Consider the following 26,671-nt stretch of genomic DNA (forward strand, 5'->3'; position numbering starts at 1 on the left):
AGCCTCGGGTCGGCTGCGCGGGTCCCGGGGCGCGCTCTGCGTCCAAGGGGCGGCGGCAGGCGCGAGGGGCCTGGGGGAGGGACGGGGCCTTGGAGCGGGACGGGCCGGCCGCGGGTGGCGTCCTCGCCTCGCCTCATCAGCTCGGGCGCTCAGCAACTCGCCCGCCGCGGCGGGCGATTGAGCGGGTCGGGTGGGTGAGCCCACCCGGTGCGCCCGAGCCCACCCTGAGGCGCCCGCCCCCCGAGGGAGGCACCCGAGCCGACTCGACCGGCTTCGCCGCGTGGGTCCAGCTGCCTTGCGTGCCGGTACCCGCGGCTGTCCGGTTCGGAAGGAACCGGCCGTAGGCGCCCTGCCCCCGCATCACCGCTCAGGCACTCCGGACGCCCACCCGCTCAACAACTCACCCGCGCCTCCGCCCAGTCCGCATGGTCCGAGTCGATGCCGTCGCCGCCGTCGGTGACGACGAGCCGGACCACCTGGGCGCCGGTCACGTCGGCCGTGATCGGCTGGGCCGGCAGCGCGTTGGTGAGGACGCCGGTCGTGCGCCACAGATGGCCGACGTCGGCCGCCCATTCCCAGGGCTTGTTCTCGCCCCATTCGCAGATGCTGTACACGATGGGCCGACCGGTGGCTTCGAGGGCATGGCGCATGGTCGTGTAACGCAGTTTGGCGTCCACGCCCTGGTTGTTGCAGTTGTCGTATTTGAGGTAGTCCACGCCCCAGTCCGCGAACTGCTGGGCGTCGCTGTACTCATGGCCCAGGGAGCCGGGGAAACCGGCGCTGTTGCAGGTCTTCGTGCCCGCGCTGGTGTAGATGCCGAGCTTGAGGCCTTTGGCGTGGACGTAGTCCGCGACCGCCTTGATCCCGTTCGGGAAGCGGACTGGGTCGGGCACGAGCTTTCCGTTCGCGTCCCTGGAGGGCAGGGACCAGCAGTCGTCGAGGTTGACGTACTGGTATCCGGCGTCCTTGAGGCCCTTCTCGACGAAGATGTCCGCGATCCCCTTGACCATGGCTTCGTTGAACTCGGCACGGCAGTGGGTGGAGTTCCAGTTGTTGAAGCCCATGGGCGGGGTGAGGGCCAGACCGTCGTCCACGGCGGGCGCGACGGGGGTCGCGGTGGCCGCGACGGCCCCCGGGGCGGCGAGTCCCGCCGCGCACAGCAGGCCTGCGGCGAGTGCTCCGATGGCTCGTCTGTGAGCTGTGCGGGTTGTGCGGGTGTGAAGGTGACGCATCGTTACGTTCCTCCGTACCTGCGAAAGCGGGATGGCGGCACATGGCGACATGTACGCGTCATGGCGCCACTCACCGTAGAACCTGCCGGAGCGTCTCGGAAGGCGGCTCGTGGTCGGTGAAATGCCGGCGGAATGTTTTGAACATGTTCAACTATCTGCGCTAAGCTCGTTCCCACAGGAGAGGGGGAGCCGATGAAGATAGTGATTCCCGGGGGAACGGGGCAGGTGGGCGCGGTCCTGAACCGAGCGCTGACCGCCGCGGGCCATGAGGTCGTCGTCCTGACCCGACGGCCCGCGCGTGACGGCGAGGTCCACTGGGACGGGGAGACCCTGGGCCCGTGGGCCGCGGCGATCGACGGCAGCGACGTCGTGATCAACCTGGCCGGCCGCAGCGTCAGCTGTCGCTACACCGCGCCCAATTTGCAGGCCATGATGGATTCGCGAGTGCACTCCACCGAGGTAGTGGGTGAGGCGATCGCGAGCGCCGCCCGGCCGCCGCGGGTCTGGCTGCAGATGAGCACGGCCACCGTCTACGCCCACCGCTTCGACGCGCCCAACGACGAGGCGACGGGCGTCATCGGCGGCAGCGAGCCCGATGTGCCGGACTACTGGGGCTACAGCGTGCAGATCGCCAGGGCCTGGGAGCGGGCGCAGGAGGAGGCCGACACGCCGCACACCCGGAAGGTCGCCCTGCGTTCCGCCATGGTGATGAGCCCTGATCGTGGCGGCGTGTTCGATGTCCTGCTGCGGCTGGCCCGACTCGGGCTCGGCGGTCCCGTCGCGGGCGGCGGACAGTACGTCTCCTGGATCCACGACCAGGACTTCGTCCGCGCGGTCGAGTTCCTGATCGAGCGGGACGATCTCAGAGGGCCGGTGAACCTCGCCGCTCCGGAACCGCTGCCGCAGCGTGCGTTCATGCGGGCCCTCCGCTCCGCGTGGGGCGTCCCCCTGGGGCTGCCCGCGACGAAGTGGATGGCGGAGCTCGGGGCGTTCGCGCTGCGCTCGGACACCGAGCTCCTGCTGAAGAGCAGGCGTGTCGTTCCCGGCCGGCTGCTCGACGAGGGGTTCGTCTTCGACTACGCCGGGTGGCCGGAGGCGGCCGGCGATCTCGTACGGCGCGTGCGGCGGAGCCGGCTGAACCGGGGGCGGCCCGGGGCCGGGATGCCGGTGTTGCCCCGCTCGTCCGGAAGCGGGGCGTGACTCCCCACGCCGTTTTGCAGTTGAACCGGCCATGAAGAAGCGCAGCATGCTTGCCATCGCCTCCCTCGCCACCGGATTCGTCGTCGCGGCGGTCACTCCGTCCCATTCGGCCGAGTCCTCGGGTGCCGCCGGCACCGGGACCCCTGCCGCCGGGCAGCCCGACACCGGCGGTCAGATGAAGGCCGCAGGCCTGGACATGGGTGGCCAGAGCAAGCTCGGCGGCCTCCCCATGAGCGGTCAGACCAAGGTCGCCGGGATCAGCGTGGACCGAGCCCTGGACACCGTCGGCACGGCCATCAACCGCGAAACGGACCGGGCCGTGAACAACGCCCCCCACAAAAAGAAGCGCTGACGAGCACAACCGACCCGATCACACGGCGCCGGAGACCCCCGCCCACGGGGCCTCCGGTGCCGTTGTCGTGCGCTCTCTACTGGAGCTGGTTTCCGTGGCAGGGTGGAGCGGGCAAGCCACAGGGGGCCAACAGAAGAGGGGGAAACGTGATCGTCTGGGTCAACGGCGCGTTCGGTGCGGGGAAGACCACCACCGCACGCGAACTGATCGAGCTGATCCCGAACAGCACGCTCTTCGACCCCGAGGTCATCGGCGGAGCACTCACCCACCTGCTCCCGCCCAAACACCTCACCGAGGTCGGTGACTTCCAGGACCTGCCGATCTGGCGACGTCTCGTGATCGACACGGCAGCCGCGTTGCTCGCCGAGCTCGGCGGGACCCTCGTGGTCCCGATGACACTGCTGCGCCAGGAGTACCGCGACGAGATCTTCGGCGGCCTCGCCGCCCGCCGCATCACCGTCCAGCACGTCCTCCTCGCCCCGGCGGAAACGATCCTGCGCGAGCGAATAGCCGGGCGGGAGATCCCGCCCGACCTGCCCGACGGCGAGATACGGATCCGGCAGTGGTCGTACGACCACATAGAGCCGTATCGCGCCGCACTCGCTTCCTGGCTGACCGCCGACGCGTATCCCGTCGACAACGGCGGCCTGACCCCGTACGAGACCGCTGTCCGGATCGCCGACGCCGTCGGCAGCGGTACGGTCCCCGTCTGCGACATCGTGCAGACGCCCGAGCCCACCGCCGAGACCGTCGCGTCGGGGGTCCTTCTCTTCGACGAGCAGGACCGGGTACTGCTCGTCGACCCCACCTACAAGGCGGGCTGGGAGTTTCCCGGCGGTGTCGTCGAACGAGGTGAGGCGCCCGCACGCGCGGGCATACGTGAGGTCGCCGAGGAGACGGGGATACGGCTGGACGACGTACCGCGGCTCCTCGTCGTCGACTGGGAGCGGCCCATACCGCCCGGATACGGAGGTCTGCGCCTCCTCTTCGACGGCGGCCGCCTCGACTCCGCCGAGGCCGAACGACTCCTGCTGCCCGGGCCCGAGTTGCGCGCCTGGCGCTTCGTCACCGAGGAGGAGGCGGCCGAACTGCTGCCACCGGTGCGCTACGAGCGGCTGCGCTGGGCGCTTCGGGCGCGGGAACGTGGGGCGGCGCTCTATCTGGAGGCGGGGATTCCCATGTCCTGAACCACGTCGCGCAGTACTTCCTCCGGGTACGGCGTCAGTCTGCTCTCCTGATCCCACCGGTGGACGAACTCGCCCAGCACGGCAGCTCCTTGGGCATGTCGGGTGATGATCCCGGCGGCGTCCTCCGGGATCCCGCCGCCGGGCCGCGCACCGTCGGCGCAGGCCCGGATGAAGGCGCTCCGCTCCTGCCCGCGGTATCCGTACAGCTCGGTGACGAGCCAGATCACCCGGTACCAGGCGGTGTAAGCGCGGTCGTAGTGACGGTGCCGGGCGAAGAAATCGCGCTCCTGCCGGGACAGACGGAAACGCGAGGAGAGCGCGAGGCCGTAGTCGGCGAGGTAGAGCTGCCGGCCGTCCGTGAGGAAGTTCTGGAAGTGGGCGTCGAAGTGCAGGAGCCCATGCGCCCCCAGGAAGGCGGTGGTGGCTTCGAGGCCCTGTTCCACCAGGGCGCAGCCGGCCTCCGCGTCGCCTCTCGCGAGCTGGTTGCTGAGCCAGTCGTGCAGGGTGTGCGGAATGTACTCCAGGAACAGTGCCAGACTTGACGTGGCCGTGCGCAGGGCCTCGATGCGCGCGCGCACCTGCGGGCCGCCACCCCAGTAGGCGACGGCCCGCTCCACGTCGGCCAGCTCGTCGGGGAGGGGCTGCGGCGGCTGCGGGAGGATCCGCCAGTGGTGCATCAGTGGGAAGCCCGGGAACTGGTCGGAGACAACCCAGTTCGTCGTCATCGTGTGCACCGCGAGCTCCCGCCAGGCGCCGAGGCCCGGGCCGCCGATGCTGCCGAAGCCGTAGTGGCAGATCGTCGGCATGTCGAAGACGTTTGCCGTCGACCGGACGTTCTCCGGGAGCAGTTCGGTGTCGGTGAGCCGGACCAGTTTCACGAAGACCCGGGCGCCGTTCACCTCGATCAGCTTCGTGGGACCGCCGATCCCGGTTCCCTCCGGCGTCCCCTCCGCCACGAGCTCCGCGAGTTCGTGGTCGGAGAGAAGCGCCAGGGACGTGGCGATGTCGCTGTGGGCGGTCAGGCGCTCGGTGCGGGTCATGCACCCATCCTCAGCCCGAAGTCCCTTACCCCGCCGCGTAATTGCGCAGGAACAGCGCCTCGGTGACCGACAGACGCTCCAGCTCCTCCGGCGACACGCTCTCGTTCACGGCGTGGATCTGGGCCTCCGGCTCGCTCAGGCCGATGAGGAGGATCTCCGCGTGCGGGTAGAGGGCGGCGAGGGTGTTGCACAGCGGGATCGAGCCGCCCTGGCCGGCGTACTGCATCTCCTGGCCCGGGTACGCCACCGCCATCGCGTCGGCCATGGCCTGGTACGCCGGGCTGCTCGTGTCGGCGCGGAACGCCTGGCCCTGGCCTGTCTGCTCGGTGCGCACCCGGGCACCCCACGGCGTGTGCGTCTCCAGGTGGGCCTGGAGCAGCTTGGTCGCCTGGGCCGCGTCCACGCCCGGCGGCACCCGCAGGCTGATCAGCGCGCGGGCGCTCGCCTGTACGGACGGGGTGGCGCCGACGACCGGCGGGCAGTCGATGCCGAGGACGGTGACGGCGGGGCGCGCCCAGATGCGGTCGGCGACCGTGCCGGAACCGATCAGCTCGACGCCGTCGAGGACCTTGGCGTCGGCGCGGAACTGCTCCTCCTCGTACTGCAGGCCCTCCCACGACGACTCGCCGGTCAGCCCGTCCACGGTCGTCGAGCCGTCCTCGGCGCGCAGCGAGTCCAGTACGCGGATCAGCGCGCCGAGCGCGTCGGGCGCGGCCCCGCCGAACTGGCCGGAGTGCAGGTTGCCTTCGAGCGTGTCGATCTGTACGCGGACGAGGGTCATGCCGCGCAGGGTCGAGGTGACCGTCGGCAGGCCGACGCGGAAGTTGCCCGCGTCGCCGATCACGATGGTGTCGGCCGCCAGCAGGTCGGGATGCTGCTCGGCGTACCGCTCCAGACCGCCCGTGCCCATCTCCTCCGAGCCTTCGGCGATCACCTTCACGTGCACCGGCACGCCGCCGTTCGCCTTGAGAGCGCGCAGGGCCAGCAGGTGCATGATCAGGCCGCCCTTGCAGTCGGCGGACCCGCGCCCGTACCAGCGGCCGTCGCGCTCGGTCAGCTCGAAGGGCGGGGTGCTCCAGGCGGCCTCGTCCAGCGGGGGCTGGACGTCGTAGTGGGCGTACAGCAGGACCGTCTTCGCGCCCGCGGGCCCGGGCAGGTAGCCGTACACCGACTGCGTGCCGTCGGGGGTGTCGAGCAGCGCCACGTCCTCGAAGCCCTCCGCGCGCAGCGCGTCGGCGACCCAGCGGGCGGCGCCCTCGCTCTCGCTCTTCGGGAACTGGTCGAAGTCCGCCACCGATTTGAATGCCACCAGCTCGGTGAGCTCCGCCTTCGCCCGGGGCATCAGGGAGGCGACGGTCTCGGCGACCGGATTCGACGACATGGGCACGCTCCTTGTGGGTGCGACGTTGTACGTATGAGTGCTGTGATCCTCCCACAGCGGCCTGCGACGATGCCCGCCGTAGGATGCGGGGGACAGCAGCAGGCGGCGGCTTGATCGGGAGCAGTAGACCATCGTGAGCAGCGAGAACTCTTCGGCGGACGACGTGCGGCAGGTGTGGGACGTCGTCGTGGTGGGCGCGGGACCCGCGGGCGCTTCGGCTGCCTATGCGGCGGCGGTCGCCGGGCGGCGCGTGCTGGTGCTGGAGAAAGCGGAGCTGCCGCGCTACAAGACGTGCGGCGGCGGCATCATCGGCCCCTCGCGCGACTCGCTCCCGCCCGGCTTCGAGCTGCCCTTCCGGGACCGGGTGCACGCGGTCACGTTCTCGAACAACGGCCGCTTCACCCGCACCCGCCGCTCCAAGCAGATGCTGTTCGGGCTGATCAACCGGCCCGAGTTCGACCAGCAGCTCGTCGAGCACGCGCAGAAGGCGGGCGCCGAGCTGCGCACGGGCGTCACCGTGCAGCGGGTCGAGCAGCACGGCTCGGCGGTGCCGGACCGGCGCAGCGTCGCCGTCGTCCTGCAGGGCGGCGAGACGCTGCTCGCGCGGGCCGTCGTCGGCGCGGACGGCAGCGCCAGCCGGATAGGAGCGCACGTCGGGGTGAAGCTCGACCAGGTGGATCTCGGCCTGGAGGCGGAGATCCCGGTGCCGGAGACCGTCGCCGAGGACTGGCAGGGGCGGGTACTCATCGACTGGGGGCCCATTCCCGGCAGTTACGGCTGGGTTTTCCCCAAGGGGGACACGCTCACGGTCGGTGTGATCTCGGCGCGCGGCGAAGGAGCGGCCACCAAGCGGTACTTGGAGGAGTTCATCGGGCGGCTCGGGCTCGCCGGGTTCGAACCGAGCATCTCCTCCGGCCACTTGACGCGCTGTCGGGCCGACGACTCGCCGCTGTCGCGCGGGCGGGTGCTGGTGTGCGGTGACGCGGCGGGCCTGCTGGAGCCGTGGACGCGCGAGGGGATCTCGTTCGCGCTGCGCTCTGGGCGCCTCGCGGGGGAGTGGGCGGTGCGGATCGCCGAGGCGCACGACGCGGTGGACACCCGGCGCCAGGCTCTGAACTACGCGTTTGCGATCAAGGCGGGGCTCGGCGTCGAGATGAGCGTCGGCAAACGGCTGCTGATGGTGTTCGAGCGCCGCCCCGGCCTCTTCCACGCGGCGCTGACCGGTTTCCGGCCGGCCTGGAAGGCGTTCATGGACATCGCCCGCGGTTCGACGTCGCTGGGCGAGATCGTCCGCACCCATCCCATGGCCCAGCGCGCCCTGACCGCGCTGGACCGCCGTCAGGTGCCGACGGGCGACGACGCCACATCCTGACGGCCGCCTCCGGTCACCTCTTGACGGTGATCCGGAACACCGGGTGGTCCGGGGCAGCCGCGGTGACCTCCTCGTCGGAGGACTTCGCGGTGACCCCCTGGAAGTACTGGTCGACCTCCCAACCCCACTTCTCCAGATAGGTCCGCAGGATCGGGAGCTTCTCCTCGTCGGGAAGCTCCACCGCGGAGAACTCGCGCACCTTGCGCCCGACGCGCAGCTCCCCGCCGCCGGCGGCGCGCATGTTGCGCACCCACTGGGAGTGGCCGCGGGCCGAGACGAGGTACTGCGTGCCGCCGTACGTGTGCGGGTTGACCGGGATACGCTGCATCTGGCCGCTCTTGCGCCCGCGCACCGACATCTCCGCCGTGCCCGCGATGCTGAGCCCGCGCCGGGCCAGCCAGCCGATGACGCTGTTGAAGCGGACGTTCAGCGGGCTGCCCTTGAGGTAGTACGGCGACGTCATGGTGACCCCCAGAATTTGAGAGAGCGGTGCTCTCGCTTGAGAGCAGTGTGCATGAGGAGGGCGATCCAAAGCAAGAGCAGTGCTCTCTGATGTGTGCACTGCTCTGTTTTCGTGGGAGACTGCCTCGCATGAGCAGCACTGCACAGGGCGCACGTGCCCGCGCCAGGATGGAAGTCACCGCGGCCATCAAGGACGAGGCGCGCAGACAGCTCGCGGCCGAGGGCGCCGCCAAGCTCTCGCTGCGTGCCGTGGCCCGGGAACTCGGCATGGTCTCCTCCGCCCTCTACCGCTACTTCCCCAGTCGGGACGACCTGCTGACCGCGCTCATCATCGATGCCTACGACTCCCTCGGCGAGTGCGCCGAGGCCGCGCAGGACAAGGCCGCCGACGCCGGGCCCGTACAGCGCTGGACGGCGGTGGCGGAGGCGGTACGTGGCTGGGGGCTGCGGCACCCGCACGAGTACGCGCTGATCTACGGCTCGCCCGTGCCGGGCTACACCGCGCCCGACACCACCGTCCCGCCCGCCTCCCGCGTCGGCCTCGTCTTCATCGGCATCCTCCGTGACGCCCACCGGGGCCCCGGCCTCGCCGAACCGCCCCTGCCCGCCGAACTGCGCCCCGAGGCCGAGCGCATGGCCGCCGACCTGGCCCCCGACCTCCCCCCGGCGAACGTCGCGGCCCTAGTCGCCTCCTGGGCCGAGCTCTTCGGGCTCGTCGGGTTCGAGCTGTTCGGGCAGTTCAACCGGGTCGTGGAGGACAGGGAGACGTTCTTCCGGCATGCGGCGGCCCGGCTCGCGCACGGCGTCGGCCTGGTGGAGGGCGGGCAGTAGCCCGACGCGAACGGTCAGGGCACCGGAACCGGCGGCGACGGCAGCAGTTCCGGGTCCTGGCGCAGGACCCGTGCGTGCAGTGAGCGCAGTGCGGGTCCCGGGTCCGCGCCCAGGGCGTCGGCCAGCCGGCGCCGAGCCGCCTCGTACGCGGCGAGCGCGTCCGACGGGCGGCCGGTGCGGCACAGGGCGAGCATCAGGAGCTCGACGAGGCGTTCGCGCAGGGGGTGTGCCGCGACGAGGCGGACGAGTTCGTGGACGTACTCGAAGGATCGGCCGAGCGCGATCTCACCCTCCAGCAGTGCTTCCAGGACGGTGAGCCGTTTCTCGGCCCACCGCAGGCGCTCCGCCGCAAGGTACGGCGCCTGCAGCCCCTCGGCGAACTCCCCGCGCCACATCTCCTCCGCCCGCCGGGCCAGTTCGACCGCGCGCCCCACCTCACCGGCGTCCCGTGCCGCCAGCGCCTCGTCCACCAGATGCCGTCGCTCCGCCAAGTCGTCGATCCGGACGCCGGTGAACCGGTACCCGGCGCCGGTCCACGACAGCTCAGGCCCCTCCCCGAGTGCGCGGCGCAGCCCGGAGACGTACTTCTGCACGAGGTTGCGCACGTGTGCCGGCGGTGCCCCGCCCCACACCGCCTCCACCAGGGCGTCGTACGAGATCGGACGGCCCTCCTGGAGCAGCAGTACGGCGAGGACCGCGCGCTGCTTCGGCGGGCCGAGCGGGATCTGCGTGCCGTCGCGCAACGCGCGCAGCGGGCCGAGTACTTCGCAGCGCAGGCCGTGAGATGTGCTGCCGGTCGTGCCCTCGGCTGTGCCCTCACCCATGCGTCCGGCTGTCCCCTCACCCATGCGTCGAGCGTATCCCGAGCCCCGCATTCCAGTGGATCTTCCAGCGGGCGTTCCAGCGGGCCGGGCGACGGTGTGGGTCCTCGACTCCCGCAGAAGGGCCGCCCCATGCTCACCCGGCTCGGCCGTCTGGCCGTGCACCGCAACCGTGCCGTGCTGATCGGCGCTCTGCTCGTCCTCCTCGGCCTCGGCGCGTACGGCGCCGGCGCCCAGGACGACCTCGACCTCGCGCGCTGGAGCTCGCCCGGCACGGAGTCGGTGCGCGCCGGCGAGGTGCTGCGCGACGACTTCCGCACCGGCAACCCCAACCTCGCCCTGCTCGTCACCGCCCGCGACGGCGACGTGGACAGCCCGCGCACCCAGCGGGCGGGACGTGAACTCGCCGCCGAGGTGGGCCGGTTGGCCCTGGTCACCGACGTCACCTCCTACTGGGACGCCGAGAGCCCCGCCCTGCGCGCCGAGGACGGCCGGCGGGGCCTGATCCTCGCCCGCCTCGAAGGCACCGCCACCGAGACGCGTGCACAACTCGCCACGCTCTCACCGCAGTTGACCCGCTCCATCGCCGATCTCGACGTCCGGGTGGGCGGCCAGGAGGAGATCTCGCGACAGGTGGGCGAGGAGGCGCGCGCCGACTTCCTGCGCGCGGAGGCCTTCGCGTTGCCCGCCGTACTCCTCCTGCTGATCCTCGTCCACCGCCGTACCGTGGCCGCCCTGCTGACCGTCGCCGTCGGCCTGCTCTCGGTCCTCGGCACGCTCGCCGGGCTGCGGTTGCTCGCGCAGTTCACCGAGGTGTCGACCTTCGCCGCGAACCTCGCGCTCGTCCTCGGCCTCGGACTGGGCGTCGACTACAGCCTCTTCGTGATCAACCGGTATCGCGAGGAGCGGGCGGCCGGGCACCCTCAGCAGCAGGCAGTGGTGCGGGCCACGGCGGCGGCCGGGCGCACCGTCGTCTTCAGCGGTGTCACCGTCGCGGTGTCGCTCTGTGCGCTGCTGGTGTTCCCGTTCTTCTTCCTGAGCTCGTTCGCGTACGCCGGAGTGCTCGTCGTGCTCAGCGCGGTCGCCGGTGCCGTCCTCGTGCTCCCGGCGGCCCTCGCCCGCTGGGGCCACCGCGTCGAGCGGCCCACCGCACCCGCCTCCGGGTTCTGGCACCGCACGGCCCTCGCCGCCATGAGCCGCCCGCTGCTCGCCGGCTCCGCGGTCCTGGCCGTCCTGCTCCTGGCCGCCGCACCCGCCCTCGGACTGCGCTTCGGCCTCCCCGACGAGCGCACGCTCCCCGAGGGTGCCTCCTCGCGCACCACCTCCGAGACCGTGCACCGCGACTTCGCCGCCGAACCCACGGACACCGTCCAGGTCGTGCTCGACGAGCCGGCCGACACGCGCGCGTACGCCGCCGAACTGTCACGCCTCCCCGGTGTCTTCCAGGTCGACGCAACGAGCGGCGCCTACCGGGACGGCAGCCGCGTCGGCGCCCCGGGCCAGGACCGGCTCGCGGCACCCGACGGACGCGTGCGGCTGGCCGTCGTACCCACGCAGCAGGCCATGTACGGCGACGTCCCCGCCTTCGTCGAACGCATCCGGGACACGCCGGCCCCCGCCCCCGCCCTGGTCGGCGGCTACCCGGGCGAGACCACCGACTTCCGCGCCACGCTGCTCGACCGGCTCCCGTTCGCCGTCGGGATCGTCCTGGTGGCGACGTACGTGATCCTCTTCCTGATGACCGGCAGTGTGCTGCTGCCCGCGAAGGCGACCGTGCTGAACCTGCTGAGTCTCGCGGTGATGTTCGGCTGCCTGGTGTGGGTCTTCCAGGACGGGCACCTGTCCGGGCTCCTCGGCTTCACGCCCACGGGCTCGATCGAGCCGAGCATCCCGGTGCTGATGTTCTGCGTGGCGTACGGGCTGTCCATGGACTACGAGGTATTCATGCTGGCCCGCATCAAGGAGGAGCACGAGCGCACGGGCGAGACCGAGCGCGCGGTCGGCGAGGGCATCCGGCGCAGCGCCCCGCTGATCACCGCCGCGGCCGGCATCCTCGCGCTGTCCTTCCTGTCGTACGCCACCTCGGGCGTCGTCTTCCTCAAGGAGCTCGGCATCGGCACGGCCCTGACGATCCTCGTCGACGCCACCCTCATCCGGGTCGTGCTGCTGCCCGTGACGATGCGGCTCGCCGGGCGCGCGAACTGGTGGGCGCCGCGGCGGCTGCGCCGGCTGCGGATCAGGGAGCCCGAGGCGGCGGACGTACTTCGCGGGGAGTATGTGTGATCGCCACGCCCGGGTGACGCCGCCCGGCGGCCATCGCGTCTAGCGTGGCGGACATGGACGAGCAACAGGTGCGCCGGGGCGGCGGTCCGCCGATGTGGTGGCGGCACGGGCCGCCGTGGTGGGACCGGTGGGAGGACGGCGAGGAGCACGCTCCCCGCTGGCCCTGGCGCTCCACCGTGCTGATCACGGTCTTCGTGATGGCCGGCTCGAACTTCGCGGCGCAGGGTCAGCTGGACGACCGGGAGGCTCTCGACCCCTACGCACGCGTGCTGCTGTTCGTCGCGACGGGGCTGCTGTTGTGGCGCAAGCGGTATCCGGTGGTCGTCGCGTTCGGGACGTCGGTGGCCGCCACGCTCTATCTGGGCGCCGGGTACCCGTACGGGCCTGTCTTCGTGGCCGTGGCCGTGGCCTGCTTCAACGCCATCGTCCTGGGGCACCGCAAGGCCGCCTGGGCGGCGGTCGGGGTGTTCTGGGTGGGGCACGCCCTGGTGGCGCACTGGCTGTACCAGTGGCTGCCGCCGTCCGACGACCCGGCCGCCCCCTGGGGGCAGGAGGGTGTGATCGCCGCCTGGGTCGCGGCGATCGTGGCGGTGTCGGAGCTGGCCAAGACCCGGCGCGAGCAGTGGGCGCGGGAGCGGGCCGAGCGGGCGCAGGCGGCGCGGCGGCGGGCCGACGAGGAGCGGCTGCGGATCGCCCGCGAACTGCACGATGTCCTCGCGCACAGCATCTCCGTGATCAATGTGCAGGCGGGTGTCGGCCTCGCCCTCCTCGACACCGACCCCGAGCAGGCGCGCTCGGCGCTCACCACCATCAAGGCCAAGAGCAAGGAGGCACTCGGCGAGGTCCGGCAGGTCCTCGACACGCTGCGCACGCCCGGCGACGCGCCTCGCACACCGGCGCCCGGCCTCGACCGGCTGCCCGAACTGGTGCAGCAGGCGGCGAGCGCGGGCCTCACCGTCGAGGTCGAGGGCGAGCCACCCCGCCTGGCGCCCGGCACGGACCTCGCCGCCTTCCGGATCATCCAGGAAGCTCTCACCAATGTCGTACGGCACTCGGAGTCACGGCACGCACGCGTGCACCTCGATCACCACGACGGGGCGACGCTACGGCTGCGTATCGACGACGACGGTCCCGCGACCGGCACCGACGCGGGCGGCAGCGGCAACGGACTCGCCGGAATGCGGGAGCGGGCGGCCGCGCTGGGTGGCACGATCGAGGCGGGTCCGCGTGCCGACGGCGGGTTCAGGGTGCTCGCCGTATTGCCGTTGAAGGCTTCCAACGAGGTGAAGGAGGACCGGTGATCCGCGTACTGCTCGCCGACGACCAGTCACTGGTGCGGGCCGGCTTCCGGGCGCTGCTCGACGCGCAGCCGGACATCGAGGTGGCCGGGGAGGCCTCCGACGGCGAGGAGGCCGTGCGCAAGGTGCGCGAACTGCGGCCCGACGTCGTCCTGATGGACATCCGCATGCCGCTCCTCGACGGCCTCGCCGCGACCCGCCGGATCACCGACGACGGCGACCTGAAGGGCGTCAAGGTGGTCATGCTCACCACCTTCGAACTCGACGAGTACGTCTTCGAGGCCATCCGCTCGGGCGCCTCCGGCTTCCTGGTCAAGGACACCGAACCGGAGGAACTCCTGCGCGCCGTACGGGCGGTGGTCGAGGGCGACGCGCTGCTCTCACCCGGTGTGACCCGCCGCCTCATCGCCGAGTTCGCCGCCCGCTCCAAGGAGCCCGCGGCCGTCGGCGCCCTCACCGAACTCACCGAGCGCGAGCGGGAGGTGATGGCGCTGGTCGGCATCGGACTGTCCAACGAGGAGATCGCCCGCCGCCTGGTGGTCAGCCCCCTCACCGCGAAGACCCACGTCAGCCGCACCATGGTGAAGCTCGGCGCCCGGGACCGGGCCCAACTCGTCGTCCTCGCCTACGAGTCGGGGTTGGTACGGCCGGGCTGGCTGGGCTGAGAATCCTTTCGTAAGCGGACCAGGACGCTGACGACCCGGGCGGTGAACAGGACCGCCGCGAGTGTGGCGCCCGTGCCGACGAGTGTGCTGCGGACACCGCCCGACAGGTCGAAGGCGAACGCCGGTCCGGCCACCGCCGCGAACAGCAGGGCCGCCGCGAACGCCGCACTGCACAGCGCGTATCCGATCTCGACGGTGATCGCATCCCGCCGCGCTTGATCGCGCCGTCCCCCGTACCCAGTCATACGGCGAGTCTCACAGGAGTGCGCCCGGCGGGGCAAGCGGCCCCCGCCGGGCACACGGTGGAAGGCGCCCCCTGGGGCCTGTCTGGCAATTCCCGTCTGCCCCGCGGCGTCACACGCACCAGACGCCGCGGGGACCGCCCGCCGGGCGAACGACGGGAACTGTCAGCCAGGCCCTAGTCGCGGACGGGAACGCGGTCCGCTTCAGCCTCCCTCAGGGTGGCCTTCGCGACGACGACTGACTGCTGTCGGCGCCGCGGGCGCAGCCCCGTCAGAGTGATCAGGAGCCCGAGGAGGGCGATGCCGGTCACGACGGTCAGCCCGGGCCGGTAGCTGTCGAGTACGGCCTGCGGGGTGGCGTTCTCCGGGGCGTTCGCGGTGACCACCGCCGTCACGACGGCCAGGAAGATCGCGCCGCCCACCTGCACCGAGGTGTTGAGCAGACCGGAGACCATGCCCTGCTCGTGGTCGTCGACCCCGTTGGTGGCCTGGATGTTGAGCGAGGGGAAGACCAACGCGCAGGCGGCGCCGATGAGCAGCATGCTCGGCAGGATCACCGCGGCGTACACCGGGTCGAGGTCGACTCGCAGGAAGAGCGCGTAGCCGACGACCATCAGGGCGAAGCCCACCGGGATCAGACGGGGTGTGCCGAACCGGTCGACGACAGCGCCCATCTTGGTCGCGGACAGCGCCACCAACAGGCCCGCGGGCAGGAAGGCGAGCGCGGTCTGCAGCGCCGACCAGCCGAGCAGTGACTGGAGGTACAGCGTGGCCAGGAACTGGAAGCCGATGTACGAGCCGAAGAAGGTCATGGCGCCGAGCTGGGCGCGGATCTGGTTGCCGGAGCGCAGCACGGCCAGTCGGACCAGCGGGCCCGGCGAGCGGCGTTCGACCAGGACGAACACGGTCAGGAGCGCGGCGACGGCGAGGAAGGACAGCAGCGTGCGGGCGGAGGCCCAGCCGACTTCGGGGGCCTGTACGACGGTGAACACCAGCAGCAGCATCGACGCGGTGCCGATGACGGCGCCGGGGATGTCGTAGCCCCTGTGGTTCGTCTCGCGCTCGCTGCGCGGCAGCATCTTCAAGCCCACGACGAGCGCGATCAGGGCGATGGGCGCGGGCAGCAGCATCGTCAGACGCCAACTGGCCTCGGTGAGCAGGCCGGAGAGTACGAGGCCCATGGAGAAGCCGGTGGCCGCGCAGGTGGTGTAGATGGAGAGCGCACGGTTGCGCAGCGGGCCCTCCGGGAACGTCGTGGTGATGATCGACAGTCCGGCCGGAGCCGTGAAGGCCGCGCTCAGACCCTTGATGAAGCGGCTGGCGATCAGCAGCGGACCCGAGTCGACGAGTCCGCCGAGCAGTGAGGCGAGCGCGAAGACGGCGAGGGCCACCAGGAAGACCCGGCGCCGGCCCAGCAGGTCGGCGGTCCGTCCGCCGAGCAGGAGCAGGCCGCCGTAGCCCAGGATGTAGCCGCTGACGATCCATTGCAGGGTCGAGGTGGACAGGCCCAGGTCGGCGCCGATGGACGGCAGGGCGACACCGACCATCGACACGTCGAGCGCGTCCAGGAACATCGCGGCGCACAGCACCAGCAGGGTGCCCCACAGCCGGGGGGTCCAACGTCCTTCGGACGCGGGGGTGGTGAGCGGAGAGGTCATGCCGAGAGAGACTACATGCGCATGCATGAGATGCGAACGCATTTAATGTCGATGCAACAAACTCTGTGTTCTGCTACGGTGCGCCCATGGCGGCGAAGAAGGCCGAGCAGGTGCTCGTGGACCAGTGGCGGGACATCCTGGCGCTGCACGCGCGCACGCAGTGCGAACTGGACCGAGCGCTGCACCAACACGGCCTGTGCGCCAGCGACTTCGAGGTCCTGGACGTTCTGGCCGCGGGCCCGGCATCGGGCGGCTCGGGAAGCCCGGGAAGCGCGGGGAGTGACCCGGCGTTCCGCGTGCAGGAGATCTCCGAGCGGGTGCATCTCAGTCAGAGTGCGCTGTCGCGGCTCATCGCCCGGCTGGAGAAGGACGGTCTCGTCCAGCGCTGCATGTGCCCGGAGGACCGGCGGGGCGTGCGCGTGGCTCTCACGGCGAAGGGGCGCACGCTGCACGGCGAGGTGCTGCCGGTGCAGCGTGCGGTACTGACGAGGATGCTGGCGAACTGAGCGGCGTACGCCCTGGGTTCAGACGATGGCCGAGTTCTCGCGCCACAGCGCGGCCACCGAGGCGTCGCCGGTCACGCTGGGCAAGGGCAGCCGGTTCCACAGCGACAGATACAGCTGCGTGACCGGCCCGGCGATCTCGCAGTCGGCCCGTTCGACATCGCCCCGCTCGGTCACGGGCGGCTCCTGAGACAGTCGTACGGTCCACACCGCGTCGTCCGTGTCCGTCGCCCGCACCCGCAGCACCCGCGGCTCGGCGCTGCGGACTCGGCTCTTGGGCCGGGCGTGGAAGCCGCGCAGCAACTCGTCGATGCCGTCCGCCGCGAAGCCGGCGTCGATCTCGCTCGGCGTGCCGCCGCGTGCCGCCTCCGCGTCGAAGCGGTGCACGGACGTCTCGTGGGCCTGTCTGCGTGCCCAGAACGCGAGTGGCGAGGGCGCGGGCAGGAAGTGGAAGCACTGGACGTCGGGGGATGCGGCGGAGAGGGTGTCGACGAGGTGGCGGTGTCCTTCCCGGAACCAGGCCAGAAGGTCGGCGCCTTCGAGGTCGGGCGGGCCCTCGGGGGCGCGCGGGGAGGTGTGGCCGTCGGCGACGAACGCCGCCGCCCAGCGGTGCACCACGCCCGTGTGCCGCACCAGATCCCGCACCTGCCAGTCCGGACAGGTCGGCACCTTGGCCTCGACCCCCGCCTCCTCGGCGGCCGCGGCGAGCAGCAGGCCCTGGCGGTCCAGGATTCGAACGAACTCGGCTGTCTCCATGGGCTGAGTGTGCACGATGGAGCGCGGTCGAAGGGAAGGGCCGGGTCCGGGGTGAAGTCGGGCCGGTCGACGTAAGGGTTTCGTCGTCGGTGTCGAGGTACGGGGCGGTCTCGAAGGCGCGGCCTGCGTCGCGCTGGGCGGGCCTTGGTTCGTCGCCCCAGGTGGTTGGGAAGGCCTCGGCCGCGCCCGCGGTAGCGCCCTCCCTGGCCGACGCGACCTCGTGCGATGTGGCGAAGCCGATCAGTGCCGCAACAGACCGGACCTCCGCGTGTGGCTCACCGACGCGCCGGCGAAGGACGGGCAAGGGCAACGAGACAAGCCAGAACTACGTCGTCCCCGGGGACGACGACCTGCCCCGCTGCAGCAGCGTCACCGTCTGGTCCGACCGCTTCGACGCAACTCACCGGCGCCTGAAGCCTGTTCACGGACGCAGGGCGAAGAGGCAGAACTCGTTGCCCTCGGGGTCGGCCAGGACATCGTGGTCCTCGTGACGGGCCTGGACGGTCGCACCGAGGGCCACGAGCCGGCCGATCTCGGCCTCCGGGTCGGCGGAGACGAGGTCCAGGTGCAGCCGGTTCTTGACGCGCTTGGACTCCGGGACAAGCTGGCACCACAGGCGGGGACCGCCGTCACGGGGCTCGACGAGCACGGTCGGGTCGTCCTCCGGGTCGGCGATCCCCTGGGCACGCAGACGGGCGAGCTCGGCGTCGTCGTACGGGGCGACGGCGTAACCGTCGAGGGCGGCGGCCCAGAAGCGGGCAGTGGCGGCCGGGCGGGCACAGTCGATCACGATGTCGTGGAGTCGCGCCATCGGGCCATGGTGGTCCGGGATGGCGAGGGCGGCAATGGGGGGCACGGGCAGGGCGGCCGTCCCACTGAGAAGGGGCTTCTCGTCTTCTGGTCAGTCGGTTGTCGCGTGGCGTGTGGCGAAGCCGATCAGTGCCGCGGCGGCTGCCAGTGCGGCGACGCTGGTCAGGGCGGTCGATAGGGAGAGCCAGTCTGTTATGAACCCGATCGCGGGTGGGCCGAGCAGCATGCCGCCGTAGCCGAGTGTGGAGGCGGTTGCGACGCCGCTGGGGCCGGCGAGGGTACCGGCGCGTTCGACGGCGACCGGGAAGAGATTGGCGAGGCCGAGCCCGGTTACGGCGAAGCCGATCAGTGCTGCCCACACGGAGGGGGTGAGGGAGCCGAGCAGCATCCCGGCGGCCGCGGTGGCGCCGCCCGCGACCACGGTCCTGGTGCGGCCCAGGCGTTCGAGCAGGACCGTTCCCGTCAGCCGCCCGGCGGTCATGGCCAGCGCGAAGCACGAGTACCCCACGGCCGCGAGCCCCGACGAGGCTCCGAGGTCCTGTTCGAGGTGCAGGGCTCCCCAGTCGGCCATGGCTCCTTCGCCGTATGCCGTGCACAACGCGATCACTCCGAAGACGATCACGAGGCCTCGGGTACGGCGGTCGAGGCGGCGAGGGGTGCCCTCGTCCGAGCCGTGGTGAGGGGTATCGGGCGGCCGTGGTGGCTCGTAGCGCAGGAGAGTGGGTGCCGCGAGGGCGGTCACGATCAGCCCGATGACGGTCAGGCCGAGCAGGTGACGCGTGGGGGAGAGGTGGCCGGCGACCAGTCCGCCGAGGCCCGCACCGATCATGCCGCCCAGGCTGAAGGCCGCGTGGAAGCTCGGCATGATCGGCCGCCGGAGCGCGGCGACCAGGTGGATGGCGGCGCTGTTGAACGCCACGTTGATCCCGCCGTAGGCCGCGCCGAAGATCAGCAGGACGGCGCCGAGTGCCAGGGCGGAGTGGGTGAGTGGGGGGAGGGCGACGCTGAGGGAGAGCAGGACCGCGCAGACGACGGTGACCTGGTGGCTGCCGTAGCGGCGGCACAGGCGTCCGGTGAGCACCATCGTGACCACGGCGCCGGCGGAGACGCCGAGGAGGGCCAGGCCCAGGGTGCTGGCGGAGGCGCCGGTCTGGTGCTTGATGGCGGGGATACGGACGACCCAGCCGGCGAAGATGAACCCGTCGAGAGCGAAGAAGACGGTGATGGCGATGCGGAGTCGGGTGAGTGCGCCGAGTGCGTTGTCCGGCACGGCGTTGTGCGAACGGAGTTTGTTTATGAGCGGCACAAAGTCAGGCTAGGTGACTCGTGTAGGCAGGGCAAGGGACCGTCGAGAACCGTCGAGTCTCCTCGCCTCGTAAACAAACTCCTTGCTCGGACTGGGCGGCCCGGACTCCGGAGTGGGGCGTCAAGCCCGCCCATGTGCCTCCTGGGTGCGTCGCGACACCGAGTCGATGACCACCGCGGCGAACAGCACCCCGCCCGTGATCATGAACTGGACCGCGGTGGGGGTGTCCGTGATCGCCATGCCCGAGGCGATCGACTGGATGACCAGCATGCCGAGCACCGCGGACCAGGTCGTACCCCGGCCGCCGAACAGGCTGGTCCCCCCGATGACGGCCGCCGCGACGGCGTTGAGCAACAGGACGCCCGAGCCGGAACTCTGGCTCACCGAGGTGATGCGCGAGGCCAGGAACAGGCCGCCGATCGCGGCCATGGTGCCCGAGACCGCGAGCACCGCGGTCTGCACGCCCGTCACATTGAGACTGGCGCGGCGGGCGGCCTCGACACCGCCGCCGAGAGCGTAGACCTGACGGCCGTAGTGCGTGCGGCGGAGCAGGATGTCGAGTCCCGCCACCATCACGAGGAAGATCAGCAGGGCCAGCGGCAGACCCTGGAAGCGGTTGAGCAGATACGCCGCGGCGAAGGCGATCACCGCGAGTGCGCCCGTGCGTACGACGAGCGCCTGGAGCGAACGGTGCGGCATGCCGACGGACCTGCGGCGCAGCGCGTCCTGGTACGACACGAGGAAGACCACGCCCGCGGCGACGGCCGCCAGGCCGTAGGCGACGGCGTCGTCGGTGAAGTAGTAGTTGGTCAGCTGGGCGACGAGTCCGTTCTCGTCGAGGTTGATGGTGCCGCTGGTCCCGAGGATGTACAGCATGAGGCCGTTCCAGGTGAGCAGCCCCGCCAGCGTGACGACGAACGCCGGCACCCGCGTTCTGGCGAAGGAGAACCCCTGCACGGTTCCCGCCGCGGTGCCCGCGAGCACCGCGATGACGAGGGCGAGCCATTCCGGCACGCCGTTGTTCACGTTCAGCACGGCGAAGACGGCCGCCGCGAGACCGCTGATCGAACCGACCGACAGATCGAGCTCACCGAGCAGCAGCACGAAGACGATGCCCACCGCGATCAGACCCGTGCCCACGATGTCGACGCTGAGATTGGACAGGTTCCGTGGGGAGAGGAAGTTGTCGTTGAGGGACTGGAAGATGATCCAGACGGTGGCGAGGACCAGGACGACGGGGAGCGAGCCCAGTTCACCGGCGCGCACCTTGCGCCGGAACATGGCGACCGAGCTCTCCACGGCCCGGGCGACGGCCCGTTCGCGTGGCGGCCGGGGGGTCCCGGCGGGTTCGGTCCGTGTGGTGTCCGCCTTGCCGCGCATCTCTTTCACCACCCCGCCTCCCGGTGGGTCATCTGGCGGGGTACGTTCTCCGTCGCGCCGGTGACGGAGGCGATGATCTGTTCCTGGGACGCGGTGTTCACGTCGAAGAAGCCGTTGTTGCGGCCGAGCCGCAGCACGGCGGCGCGGTCCGCGAGAGCCTTGACGTCGCCCATGTTGTGGCTGATGAGGACGATTCCCATGCCGCGGTCGCGCAGCTCGTCGACGAGGTCCAGAACCTCGGTGGTCTGCTCGAATCCCAGGGCCGCGGTCGGTTCGTCCAGGAGCAGCACCCGCGGGTCGCCGAGCAGCGAGCGGGCGATGGCGACCGTCTGCCGCTGGCCACTGGACAGTGAGACGACGGGGGCGCGCAGATCGGGGACGCCTCGGGTCAGGCGTTCCAGCAGGTGTCGGGAGCGGCGCTCCATCTCCATCTCGTCGAGGAACCCGAACCTGCGGATCTCCCGTCCGAGGAACAGGTTGCCGACGACGTCGAGGTTCCCGCAGAGCGCGAGGTCCTGGTAGACGGTGGCGATGCCGAGCTCCCGTGCGTCATGGGGACGCCTGATCTGGACACTCCGTCCCTCCCACTCGATGACGCCCTTGTCCGCCGGGATGACGCCGGAGATCACCTTGACCAAGGTGGACTTGCCGGCCCCGTTGTCGCCCAGCAGAGCGACGACCTGGCCGGCGTGGATCTCCAGCTCGACGTCGCTGAGCACCTCGACGACGCCGAATCGCTTGCACACGCCGCGCAGCGCCAGCAAGGGGGGAGCCGGCACGGGTCACCATCTCCTTCCCGGGGCCCGACGAGGGCCGGACCTGGTCTCGGGCACGGGCCGGTCAGGTCAGCCCGGCCTCGACGCAGACGGCTTTGAGTTCGGGAGTGCAGATCTGCTCGACCGTGTACACGCCGTCCTTCACCAAGGTGTCCTTGATGTTGTCGGCGGTCACGGATACGGGGGTGAGCATGACGGCCGGAACCGCGTTCGCGCCGCGGGTGCTCACCTTGTCCGTGGCAAGGCGCTCGAGGCTCTCACCGCGGGCCGCGGCAACGGCCATGGTGGCGGCCGCGGAAGCCTCGGGTGCGAAGGGCTTGTAGACGGTCATGTACTGATCGCCGCGGAGAATGCGCTGCAGGGCTCCGAGTTCGGCGTCCTGCCCGGTGACGGGGGGAAGCGGGTCGACCTTGTTCGACTTGAGGGCGGAGATGCTGCCGGCGGCGAGGCCGTCGTTGGCCGCGTAGACCCCGTCGATGCCGCCGACGCCGAGGGCGGCGATGGCGCCGGACATGTTCATGTGCGCGTTCTCCGGCCTCCACTGGAGCGTGTCGTACTCCTTGCCGATCTTCACCCGGCCCTCGAGCACGAACAGCGCGCCCTTCTTGAACGACACCGCGTTGGGGTCGCTGGGATCGCCGTTCATCATCACGATCTGGCGGTCGGCCCCGCCGCCCATGGCCTTGAGCAGCGCCCGGCCCTGGAGTCTGCCGACCTCCTCGCCGTCGAAGGAGGCGTAGCCCGAGATCGGGCCTTCGGCCAGGCGGTCGTAGGCGATGACCGGGATATCTGCCTTGTCCGCGCTCCGGACCACCGCGGCGAGGGATCTCGCGTCCACGGCCACGAGTACGAGGGCGTCGACTCCCGCAGTGATCATCGAGTCCATCTGTTTCTGCTGGAGGGCCACATCACCCTTGGCGTTGGCGTGCTCGACCGCGCAGTCGCCACACAGCTCCTTGATCTTCGCCTCGAGCAAGGGGCCGTCCTGTGTCTCCCAGCGAGCCGTGGTGGAGTCCGGCAGCAGCAGACCGATGCTCAGCGAGCCTCCCCGGTCGGACTCGCTCGCGTCGCCCGACGAGCCGCCGTTCGATGACCCGCAGGCCGCGAGGGCAACGGCCGTGGAGAGCACGGTCACGGCCATGGCCGCGTCCCGTGTGCAGGTCTTCATGTGAGAGACCTCCCTTGACCGTCGCCGTGCGTGGGGAGGGGGCGCTCACAGAGGTCCTGGCGGATCACGGTCGCCGACCTCACACGCGGCTGCTCGTGTGCTACCGGGCAGAAGTCCGACCACGTCGTCAGTGTGACACCGGCTGCGGTGATCTGCGAACGCGGTGGGCCGGGTCCGAGGGCAGGTCTGCCGGCGCAGGCGATCACGCGTATCTGTCCAGATTGCGCACCTATGCGATTCTGGTGTGTGAGTGCCCCTATATCTCCATATGTCGGCACGAGCGGCATGGGCGGGAGGTAGGTAGCGGACATGCCTCATGACGGCCGTTCCTGGGCCGGACTCCCCGAGCTGCGGGCATCCGAGGCCGACGCCGCGGACATCGGTTCACTGCCCCCGGTACCGGAGGCCGCCGCGATCGATCGGGTCCTCAGGTTCGCCGGAGCGGCGCTGGTGGCCGTCTATGTGCCCGGTGCGGGCGAAGAAGAGCTCCGGCTGACGGAAACGCTCGGCTGTGCCAAGTCCGAGTACGGGCTGCCGGAGCGCCTGCCCGTGTCCGGTGGCTCACCCGCGGCGTACGCCTTCCGCACCGGCCGCCCTCTGTGGCTCAATCCCCCCGAACTTGCCTCCTATCCCGAGGGCGGGCCCCTGCCGGCGCGGGCGGAGCTGTCGCTCGGGGCGCTGCCGCTCGGGTCGGACGGCAGGCGGCTGGGCTGCCTCGTGGTCGTGGGCGCCGCCAGAACCGGCTTCGAGGCCGAGCACCGGCGCTTCCTCGAGCGGTACGCCGACGCTGTCGCCTGCGTGCTCCAGGCCGCAGCCGGCGGACCCGCGCCGACGCCGTTGCTCGGCCCCGCGCTGCAGCGTCTGCGTGTCGGTTCCTTCGCGCTGGTGCCCAACACCGGCCTGGTCGAGGCGGACGACACCCTGCTCGAACTGCTCGGCATCACGCCCGATGACTTCGACGGCAAGTCGGACACCTTGCTCTCGCACGCCGTTCCGGAGGACATGCACGCGCTGATGTCGGTCCTGGAGCCGTCGACCCCGGCGTTCGGCCGGCGCGAGCTGGAGTTCCGTGTCCGCCGCCCCACCGGCGAGATGCGCTGGCTGAACCTGAGCTGCCGGCTGGTGACGGGCACCGACGACCGGCCGGACCAGGTGCTGGGCGTGGTGACGGCGACGTCGGTACTGCGCCGCAACGCCGATGACGTCTCCAGGATCCAGTGGCTGACCGCCGCACTCGACGATGCCGCAGAGGTCCGTGACGTCGGCCGCGTGGTGGTGGCCGCGCTGCGTGAACCGCTGGGCGCCGACCGGGTGGCGCTCGCCGAGCTGCGGGACGACCGGCTCACCGTCACCATGCTGGACCCGCCGCAGCCTGCCGCCTGGCCGGAGACATGGCGTGCGCAGTGGCGTTCGGAGTGGCCGGACGCACCGGTCAGCGCCCTGCCCACGCTGCAGTTGGCGCTGCGGGACGGGCGTATGGACCTGTGGCCGGCCGGCACGGTCTTCGAACCCGCACTCGCGGGCATCGGCACCGGAGGCCTGGCGGTCCTGCCGCTCCCCGCCAAGGGCCGGCCCGCCGGCGTGTGCCTGGTCGGCTGGGACCAGCCGCACGAGTTCGCGCCCGAGGAACGCTCCCTGCTCACGGCCACCGCGGCACTGGTCGGCCAGGCCCTCAAGCACGCCCACGCGCACGACGCCGAGCAGGAGCTCGCGACGATGCTGCAGCGCAGTCTGCTGCCCAGGCGCCTGCCCGAGCTGCCCGGGGGGACGGCCGTCGCCCGCTATCTGCCGGCCAGGCGGGGGTTGCAGGTGGGCGGCGACTGGTACGACGTGATCGCGCTCTCCGAGGACCGGGTGGCACTGGTCATCGGTGACGTTCAGGGGCACAGCGCCGGAGCCGCGACGATCATGGGTCAGATGCGTACCGCGGTCCGGGCGTACGCGGTGGAGGGGCACCCGCCGGACGTGGTCATGTCTCACGCCAATCGCCTCCTCGTCGGCATGGAGACCGATCTCTTCGCCACCTGCTGCTATGCCGAACTGGACCTGGAGGGGGGCACCACCCTGTTCGTCCGGGCCGGTCACCTCGCACCGCTGGTACGCCATCCCGACGGCAGGACCGAGGAGGTCCAGGTCGAGGGCGGGCTTCCGCTCGGCATTCTCGCGGAGGCGGAGTTCCCCATGACCTCGGTCGTCCTGGCCCCCGGCACGGTGCTCGCGCTGGTCACCGACGGCCTGGTCGAGGCCGCCGACCTGCCCCTGGACGAGGGGATGCGCCGGACGTCCACCGCTCTCGCCGAGGCCGATCCGTCGGATCCGGGCCGGATGGCCGACGCACTGCTGGGTGACGGAGGCCGTCGGGAGGACGACGTCGCCCTGTTGCTGCTGCGCTACGACGGGATGAAGGTCCGGCCGACCAGGGCCGGTTGGGCGGTGTGGCGGCTGCCCGACGCCGTCATGCACGCCCGCCGCTTCACCGCGCGCACCCTGCGCCGGTGGAAGGTCGAAGAAGTCACCGATCCCGTGCTGCTCGTCGTGTCCGAACTGGTCACCAACGCCCTGGTGCACACGCAGGGCCCGGTCGGCGTCGATCTGACGCTCCGGGCCGGCCGGGTACGGGTCAGCGTGAGCGACTCCTCGCCGCGCGCGCCCGCCAAGCCCGTGATCGTGGACTGGGAGGCGACCGGCGGCCGAGGGCTGCTCCTGGTCGAGGCGATGTCCGAGTCCTTCGGCTCCGTGCCGGTGGCCGGCGGCAAGCAGGTGTGGAGCGAGATCGCCGTACCGCGACGCGAGCCGGCTCCGGCGGAGGCGGGGCCGCCGCCCGAACAAGGGGGTCTGCCATGAGGATCCTGCCGGCCCGTGTGCGGCGCGTGATCGGGGTGCTCGTCGCGGGACTCCTGACGGCATCCCTGGCAGCAGCCTGCGGGGGAGACGACGGTGCAGGCGCGGACAGCTTCACCGTCGGCCTGCTGCTCCCGAGCCGCGCGGTGCCCCGCTGGGAGCACTCCGACAAACCGCTGATCGAGGAGCGGCTGAAGGAACTGTGCCCCGACTGCACCATGCTGTACGCCAACGCCGAGAACGACGCGGCGCGGCAGCGGCAACAGATGATCTCCATGATCACCAAGGGGGCCGGAGTGCTGATCCTCGACGCCGCCGACACCAGGGCGCTGCGCTCCTCGATCCAGGAGGCCCGCGCGGCGGACGTTCCGGTCATCGCCTACGACCGGCTCGCCGAAGGCCCGATCTCCGGCTATGTCAGCTTCGACGGCGGGCAGGTCGGCAGGCTCCAGGGCGAAGCGCTCCTGAAGGCCATGGGCGACCAGGCGCACGACCGGAACGTCGTCATGATGAACGGTGACCCCAGGAGCCCCAACGCCGCGTGGTACCGGAGCGGCGCGCTGTCCGTCCTCACGGGCAAGGTGAGGATCGGCAGGTCGTACGAAATCCAGGGCTGGAGCACGGAGAACGCCCACGCCCACATGTCCGCGGCCATCGCCGCCCTGGGCCCGGAGCGGATCGGCGGTGTCCTGGCGGCCAACGACGCCATTGCCGCGGGCGTCATCGCCGCTCTCAAGAGCGCCGGTGTCCGGCCGCTGCCTCCGATCACCGGTCAGGATGCCGACCTCGACGCCGTACGGCGCATCGTCAAGGGCGAGCAGTACATGACGGTGTACAAACCGTTCCGGGCGCAAGCCACCGCGGCTGCCGCCATGGCTGTTGCCCTGGGGCGCGGCGAGGACGTCCGCGACATCGCCAGGACGAACACCGACAGCCCCACCACTAAGCGCATCCCGTCCGTCCTGCTCACCCCGACGGCGGTCACGGTCGGCACCATCGAGCAGACACTGGTCAAGGACGGTGTGTACACCGTCGACGAGATCTGTGTCCCTGAGCTCCGGGCCGCCTGCGAGAAGGCCGGGCTCCTGAGGTGAGCGGGCCCACGGC

General features: G+C 71.2%; 24 protein-coding genes. 11 read left to right on the top strand and 13 right to left on the bottom strand.

Annotated features, from left to right (window positions below):
* Window positions 1-392: 392 nt before the first annotated feature.
* The gene (locus ADL12_RS29575) at window positions 393-1,232 is read right to left on the bottom strand and encodes an NPCBM/NEW2 domain-containing protein (protein WP_079052346.1); all 840 of its coding nucleotides are present in this window, start codon (window positions 1,230-1,232) and stop codon (window positions 393-395) included.
* Between the two features lie 192 nt (window positions 1,233-1,424).
* Here ADL12_RS29575 and ADL12_RS29580 point away from each other — a divergent pair, with 192 nt between their 5' ends.
* From ADL12_RS29580 to ADL12_RS29590, 3 genes are all read left to right on the top strand, one after another.
* On the top strand, window positions 1,425-2,432 hold the full coding sequence (locus ADL12_RS29580; RefSeq protein ID WP_062707074.1) for a TIGR01777 family oxidoreductase: 1,008 nt from the start codon (window positions 1,425-1,427) through the stop codon (window positions 2,430-2,432).
* A gap of 31 nt (window positions 2,433-2,463) precedes the next feature.
* Window positions 2,464-2,784: a hypothetical protein gene (locus tag ADL12_RS29585; protein ID WP_062707076.1), complete on the top strand. Its 321-nt coding sequence runs from the start codon at window positions 2,464-2,466 to the stop codon at window positions 2,782-2,784.
* A 146-nt stretch (window positions 2,785-2,930) separates the two neighbouring features.
* Window positions 2,931-3,971 (top strand): NUDIX hydrolase, encoded by a 1,041-nt coding sequence (locus ADL12_RS29590; protein WP_062707077.1) that lies wholly within the window; start codon window positions 2,931-2,933, stop codon window positions 3,969-3,971.
* Here ADL12_RS29590 and ADL12_RS29595 read toward each other — a convergent pair.
* Window positions 3,941-5,011: a BUD32 family EKC/KEOPS complex subunit gene (locus ADL12_RS29595; protein WP_062707078.1), complete on the bottom strand. Its 1,071-nt coding sequence runs from the start codon at window positions 5,009-5,011 to the stop codon at window positions 3,941-3,943. The two genes, ADL12_RS29590 and ADL12_RS29595, sit on opposite strands and share 31 nt — an antisense overlap.
* Before the next feature lie 25 nt (window positions 5,012-5,036).
* Window positions 5,037-6,392 carry a dipeptidase gene (locus tag ADL12_RS29600; RefSeq protein WP_062707079.1) on the bottom strand — a complete coding sequence of 452 codons (1,356 nt, stop codon included), beginning with the start codon at window positions 6,390-6,392 and terminating at the stop codon, window positions 5,037-5,039.
* A 133-nt stretch (window positions 6,393-6,525) separates the two neighbouring features.
* Here ADL12_RS29600 and ADL12_RS29605 point away from each other — a divergent pair, with 133 nt between their 5' ends.
* Window positions 6,526-7,764: a geranylgeranyl reductase family protein gene (locus ADL12_RS29605; RefSeq protein WP_062707080.1), complete on the top strand. Its 1,239-nt coding sequence runs from the start codon at window positions 6,526-6,528 to the stop codon at window positions 7,762-7,764.
* 13 nt (window positions 7,765-7,777) lie between these two features.
* Here ADL12_RS29605 and ADL12_RS29610 read toward each other — a convergent pair whose 3' ends face one another.
* Window positions 7,778-8,227 (bottom strand): nitroreductase family deazaflavin-dependent oxidoreductase, encoded by a 450-nt coding sequence (locus ADL12_RS29610; protein ID WP_062707081.1) that lies wholly within the window; start codon window positions 8,225-8,227, stop codon window positions 7,778-7,780.
* 128 nt (window positions 8,228-8,355) lie between these two features.
* Here ADL12_RS29610 and ADL12_RS29615 point away from each other — a divergent pair, with 128 nt between their 5' ends.
* Entirely contained in the window at window positions 8,356-9,057 is a 702-nt protein-coding gene (locus ADL12_RS29615; RefSeq protein ID WP_062707082.1) for a TetR/AcrR family transcriptional regulator, read from the top strand.
* 14 nt (window positions 9,058-9,071) lie between these two features.
* On the opposite strand, the gene ADL12_RS29620 is transcribed toward ADL12_RS29615, so the two are convergent.
* On the bottom strand, window positions 9,072-9,905 hold the full coding sequence (locus ADL12_RS29620) for an AfsR/SARP family transcriptional regulator (protein ID WP_159053330.1): 834 nt from the start codon (window positions 9,903-9,905) through the stop codon (window positions 9,072-9,074).
* A 105-nt stretch (window positions 9,906-10,010) separates the two neighbouring features.
* Here ADL12_RS29620 and ADL12_RS29625 point away from each other — a divergent pair, with 105 nt between their 5' ends.
* The 3 genes from ADL12_RS29625 to ADL12_RS29635 are packed head-to-tail and all read left to right on the top strand — an operon-like array spanning window position 10,011 to window position 14,124.
* Window positions 10,011-12,161 carry an MMPL family transporter gene (locus ADL12_RS29625; protein ID WP_062707085.1) on the top strand — a complete coding sequence of 717 codons (2,151 nt, stop codon included), beginning with the start codon at window positions 10,011-10,013 and terminating at the stop codon, window positions 12,159-12,161.
* 53 nt (window positions 12,162-12,214) lie between these two features.
* Window positions 12,215-13,462, top strand: coding sequence for a sensor histidine kinase (locus ADL12_RS29630; RefSeq protein WP_107120056.1), 1,248 nt, complete (start codon window positions 12,215-12,217; stop codon window positions 13,460-13,462).
* Window positions 13,459-14,124, top strand: coding sequence for a response regulator transcription factor (locus ADL12_RS29635; RefSeq protein ID WP_062707089.1), 666 nt, complete (start codon window positions 13,459-13,461; stop codon window positions 14,122-14,124). The genes ADL12_RS29630 and ADL12_RS29635 overlap by 4 nt, the downstream gene beginning before the upstream one ends.
* Here the strand turns inward: ADL12_RS29635 and ADL12_RS29640 are convergent.
* Both ADL12_RS29640 and ADL12_RS29645 read right to left on the bottom strand, forming a co-directional pair.
* Window positions 14,085-14,369, bottom strand: coding sequence for a DUF6332 family protein (locus ADL12_RS29640; RefSeq protein WP_062707091.1), 285 nt, complete (start codon window positions 14,367-14,369; stop codon window positions 14,085-14,087). The genes ADL12_RS29635 and ADL12_RS29640 overlap by 40 nt on opposite strands.
* Window positions 14,370-14,542: 173 nt before the next feature.
* Window positions 14,543-16,024 (bottom strand): MFS transporter, encoded by a 1,482-nt coding sequence (locus tag ADL12_RS29645; protein ID WP_062707093.1) that lies wholly within the window; start codon window positions 16,022-16,024, stop codon window positions 14,543-14,545.
* Between the two features lie 86 nt (window positions 16,025-16,110).
* Here ADL12_RS29645 and ADL12_RS29650 point away from each other — a divergent pair, with 86 nt between their 5' ends.
* Complete coding sequence (locus tag ADL12_RS29650; RefSeq protein ID WP_062707164.1) at window positions 16,111-16,530, top strand: MarR family winged helix-turn-helix transcriptional regulator; 420 nt, start codon at window positions 16,111-16,113, stop codon at window positions 16,528-16,530.
* Between the two features lie 18 nt (window positions 16,531-16,548).
* Here ADL12_RS29650 and ADL12_RS29655 read toward each other — a convergent pair whose 3' ends face one another.
* The 6 genes from ADL12_RS29655 to ADL12_RS29680 all read right to left on the bottom strand — a co-directional run bounded on the left by ADL12_RS29655 (window position 16,549) and on the right by ADL12_RS29680 (window position 22,723).
* Window positions 16,549-17,283, bottom strand: a complete 735-nt coding sequence (locus ADL12_RS29655; protein WP_062707095.1) for a maleylpyruvate isomerase family mycothiol-dependent enzyme — start codon at window positions 17,281-17,283, stop codon at window positions 16,549-16,551.
* 421 nt (window positions 17,284-17,704) lie between these two features.
* Window positions 17,705-18,094, bottom strand: a complete 390-nt coding sequence (locus ADL12_RS29660) for a VOC family protein (protein WP_062707166.1) — start codon at window positions 18,092-18,094, stop codon at window positions 17,705-17,707.
* A 90-nt stretch (window positions 18,095-18,184) separates the two neighbouring features.
* A complete protein-coding gene (locus ADL12_RS29665; protein WP_079052348.1) occupies window positions 18,185-19,399 on the bottom strand; it encodes an MFS transporter in 1,215 nt (404 codons plus the stop codon).
* Between the two features lie 120 nt (window positions 19,400-19,519).
* On the bottom strand, window positions 19,520-20,779 hold the full coding sequence (locus ADL12_RS29670; protein ID WP_062707174.1) for a sugar ABC transporter permease: 1,260 nt from the start codon (window positions 20,777-20,779) through the stop codon (window positions 19,520-19,522).
* A 5-nt stretch (window positions 20,780-20,784) separates the two neighbouring features.
* Window positions 20,785-21,558, bottom strand: a complete 774-nt coding sequence (locus ADL12_RS29675) for an ATP-binding cassette domain-containing protein (RefSeq protein ID WP_062707097.1) — start codon at window positions 21,556-21,558, stop codon at window positions 20,785-20,787.
* A gap of 61 nt (window positions 21,559-21,619) precedes the next feature.
* A complete protein-coding gene (locus ADL12_RS29680; protein ID WP_062707099.1) occupies window positions 21,620-22,723 on the bottom strand; it encodes a sugar ABC transporter substrate-binding protein in 1,104 nt (367 codons plus the stop codon).
* 309 nt (window positions 22,724-23,032) lie between these two features.
* Between ADL12_RS29680 and ADL12_RS29685 the strand changes: the two genes are divergently transcribed.
* Both ADL12_RS29685 and ADL12_RS29690 read left to right on the top strand, forming a co-directional pair.
* Window positions 23,033-25,567 (top strand): SpoIIE family protein phosphatase, encoded by a 2,535-nt coding sequence (locus ADL12_RS29685; RefSeq protein ID WP_062707102.1) that lies wholly within the window; start codon window positions 23,033-23,035, stop codon window positions 25,565-25,567.
* Window positions 25,564-26,658, top strand: a complete 1,095-nt coding sequence (locus tag ADL12_RS29690; RefSeq protein ID WP_062707104.1) for a sugar ABC transporter substrate-binding protein — start codon at window positions 25,564-25,566, stop codon at window positions 26,656-26,658. Before ADL12_RS29685 ends, ADL12_RS29690 begins: the two co-directional genes overlap by 4 nt.
* The last annotated feature ends 13 nt before the right edge of the window (window positions 26,659-26,671 follow it).

It is taken from the genome of Streptomyces regalis (genome assembly GCF_001509475.1).
GTDB lineage: Bacteria > Actinomycetota > Actinomycetes > Streptomycetales > Streptomycetaceae > Streptomyces > Streptomyces regalis.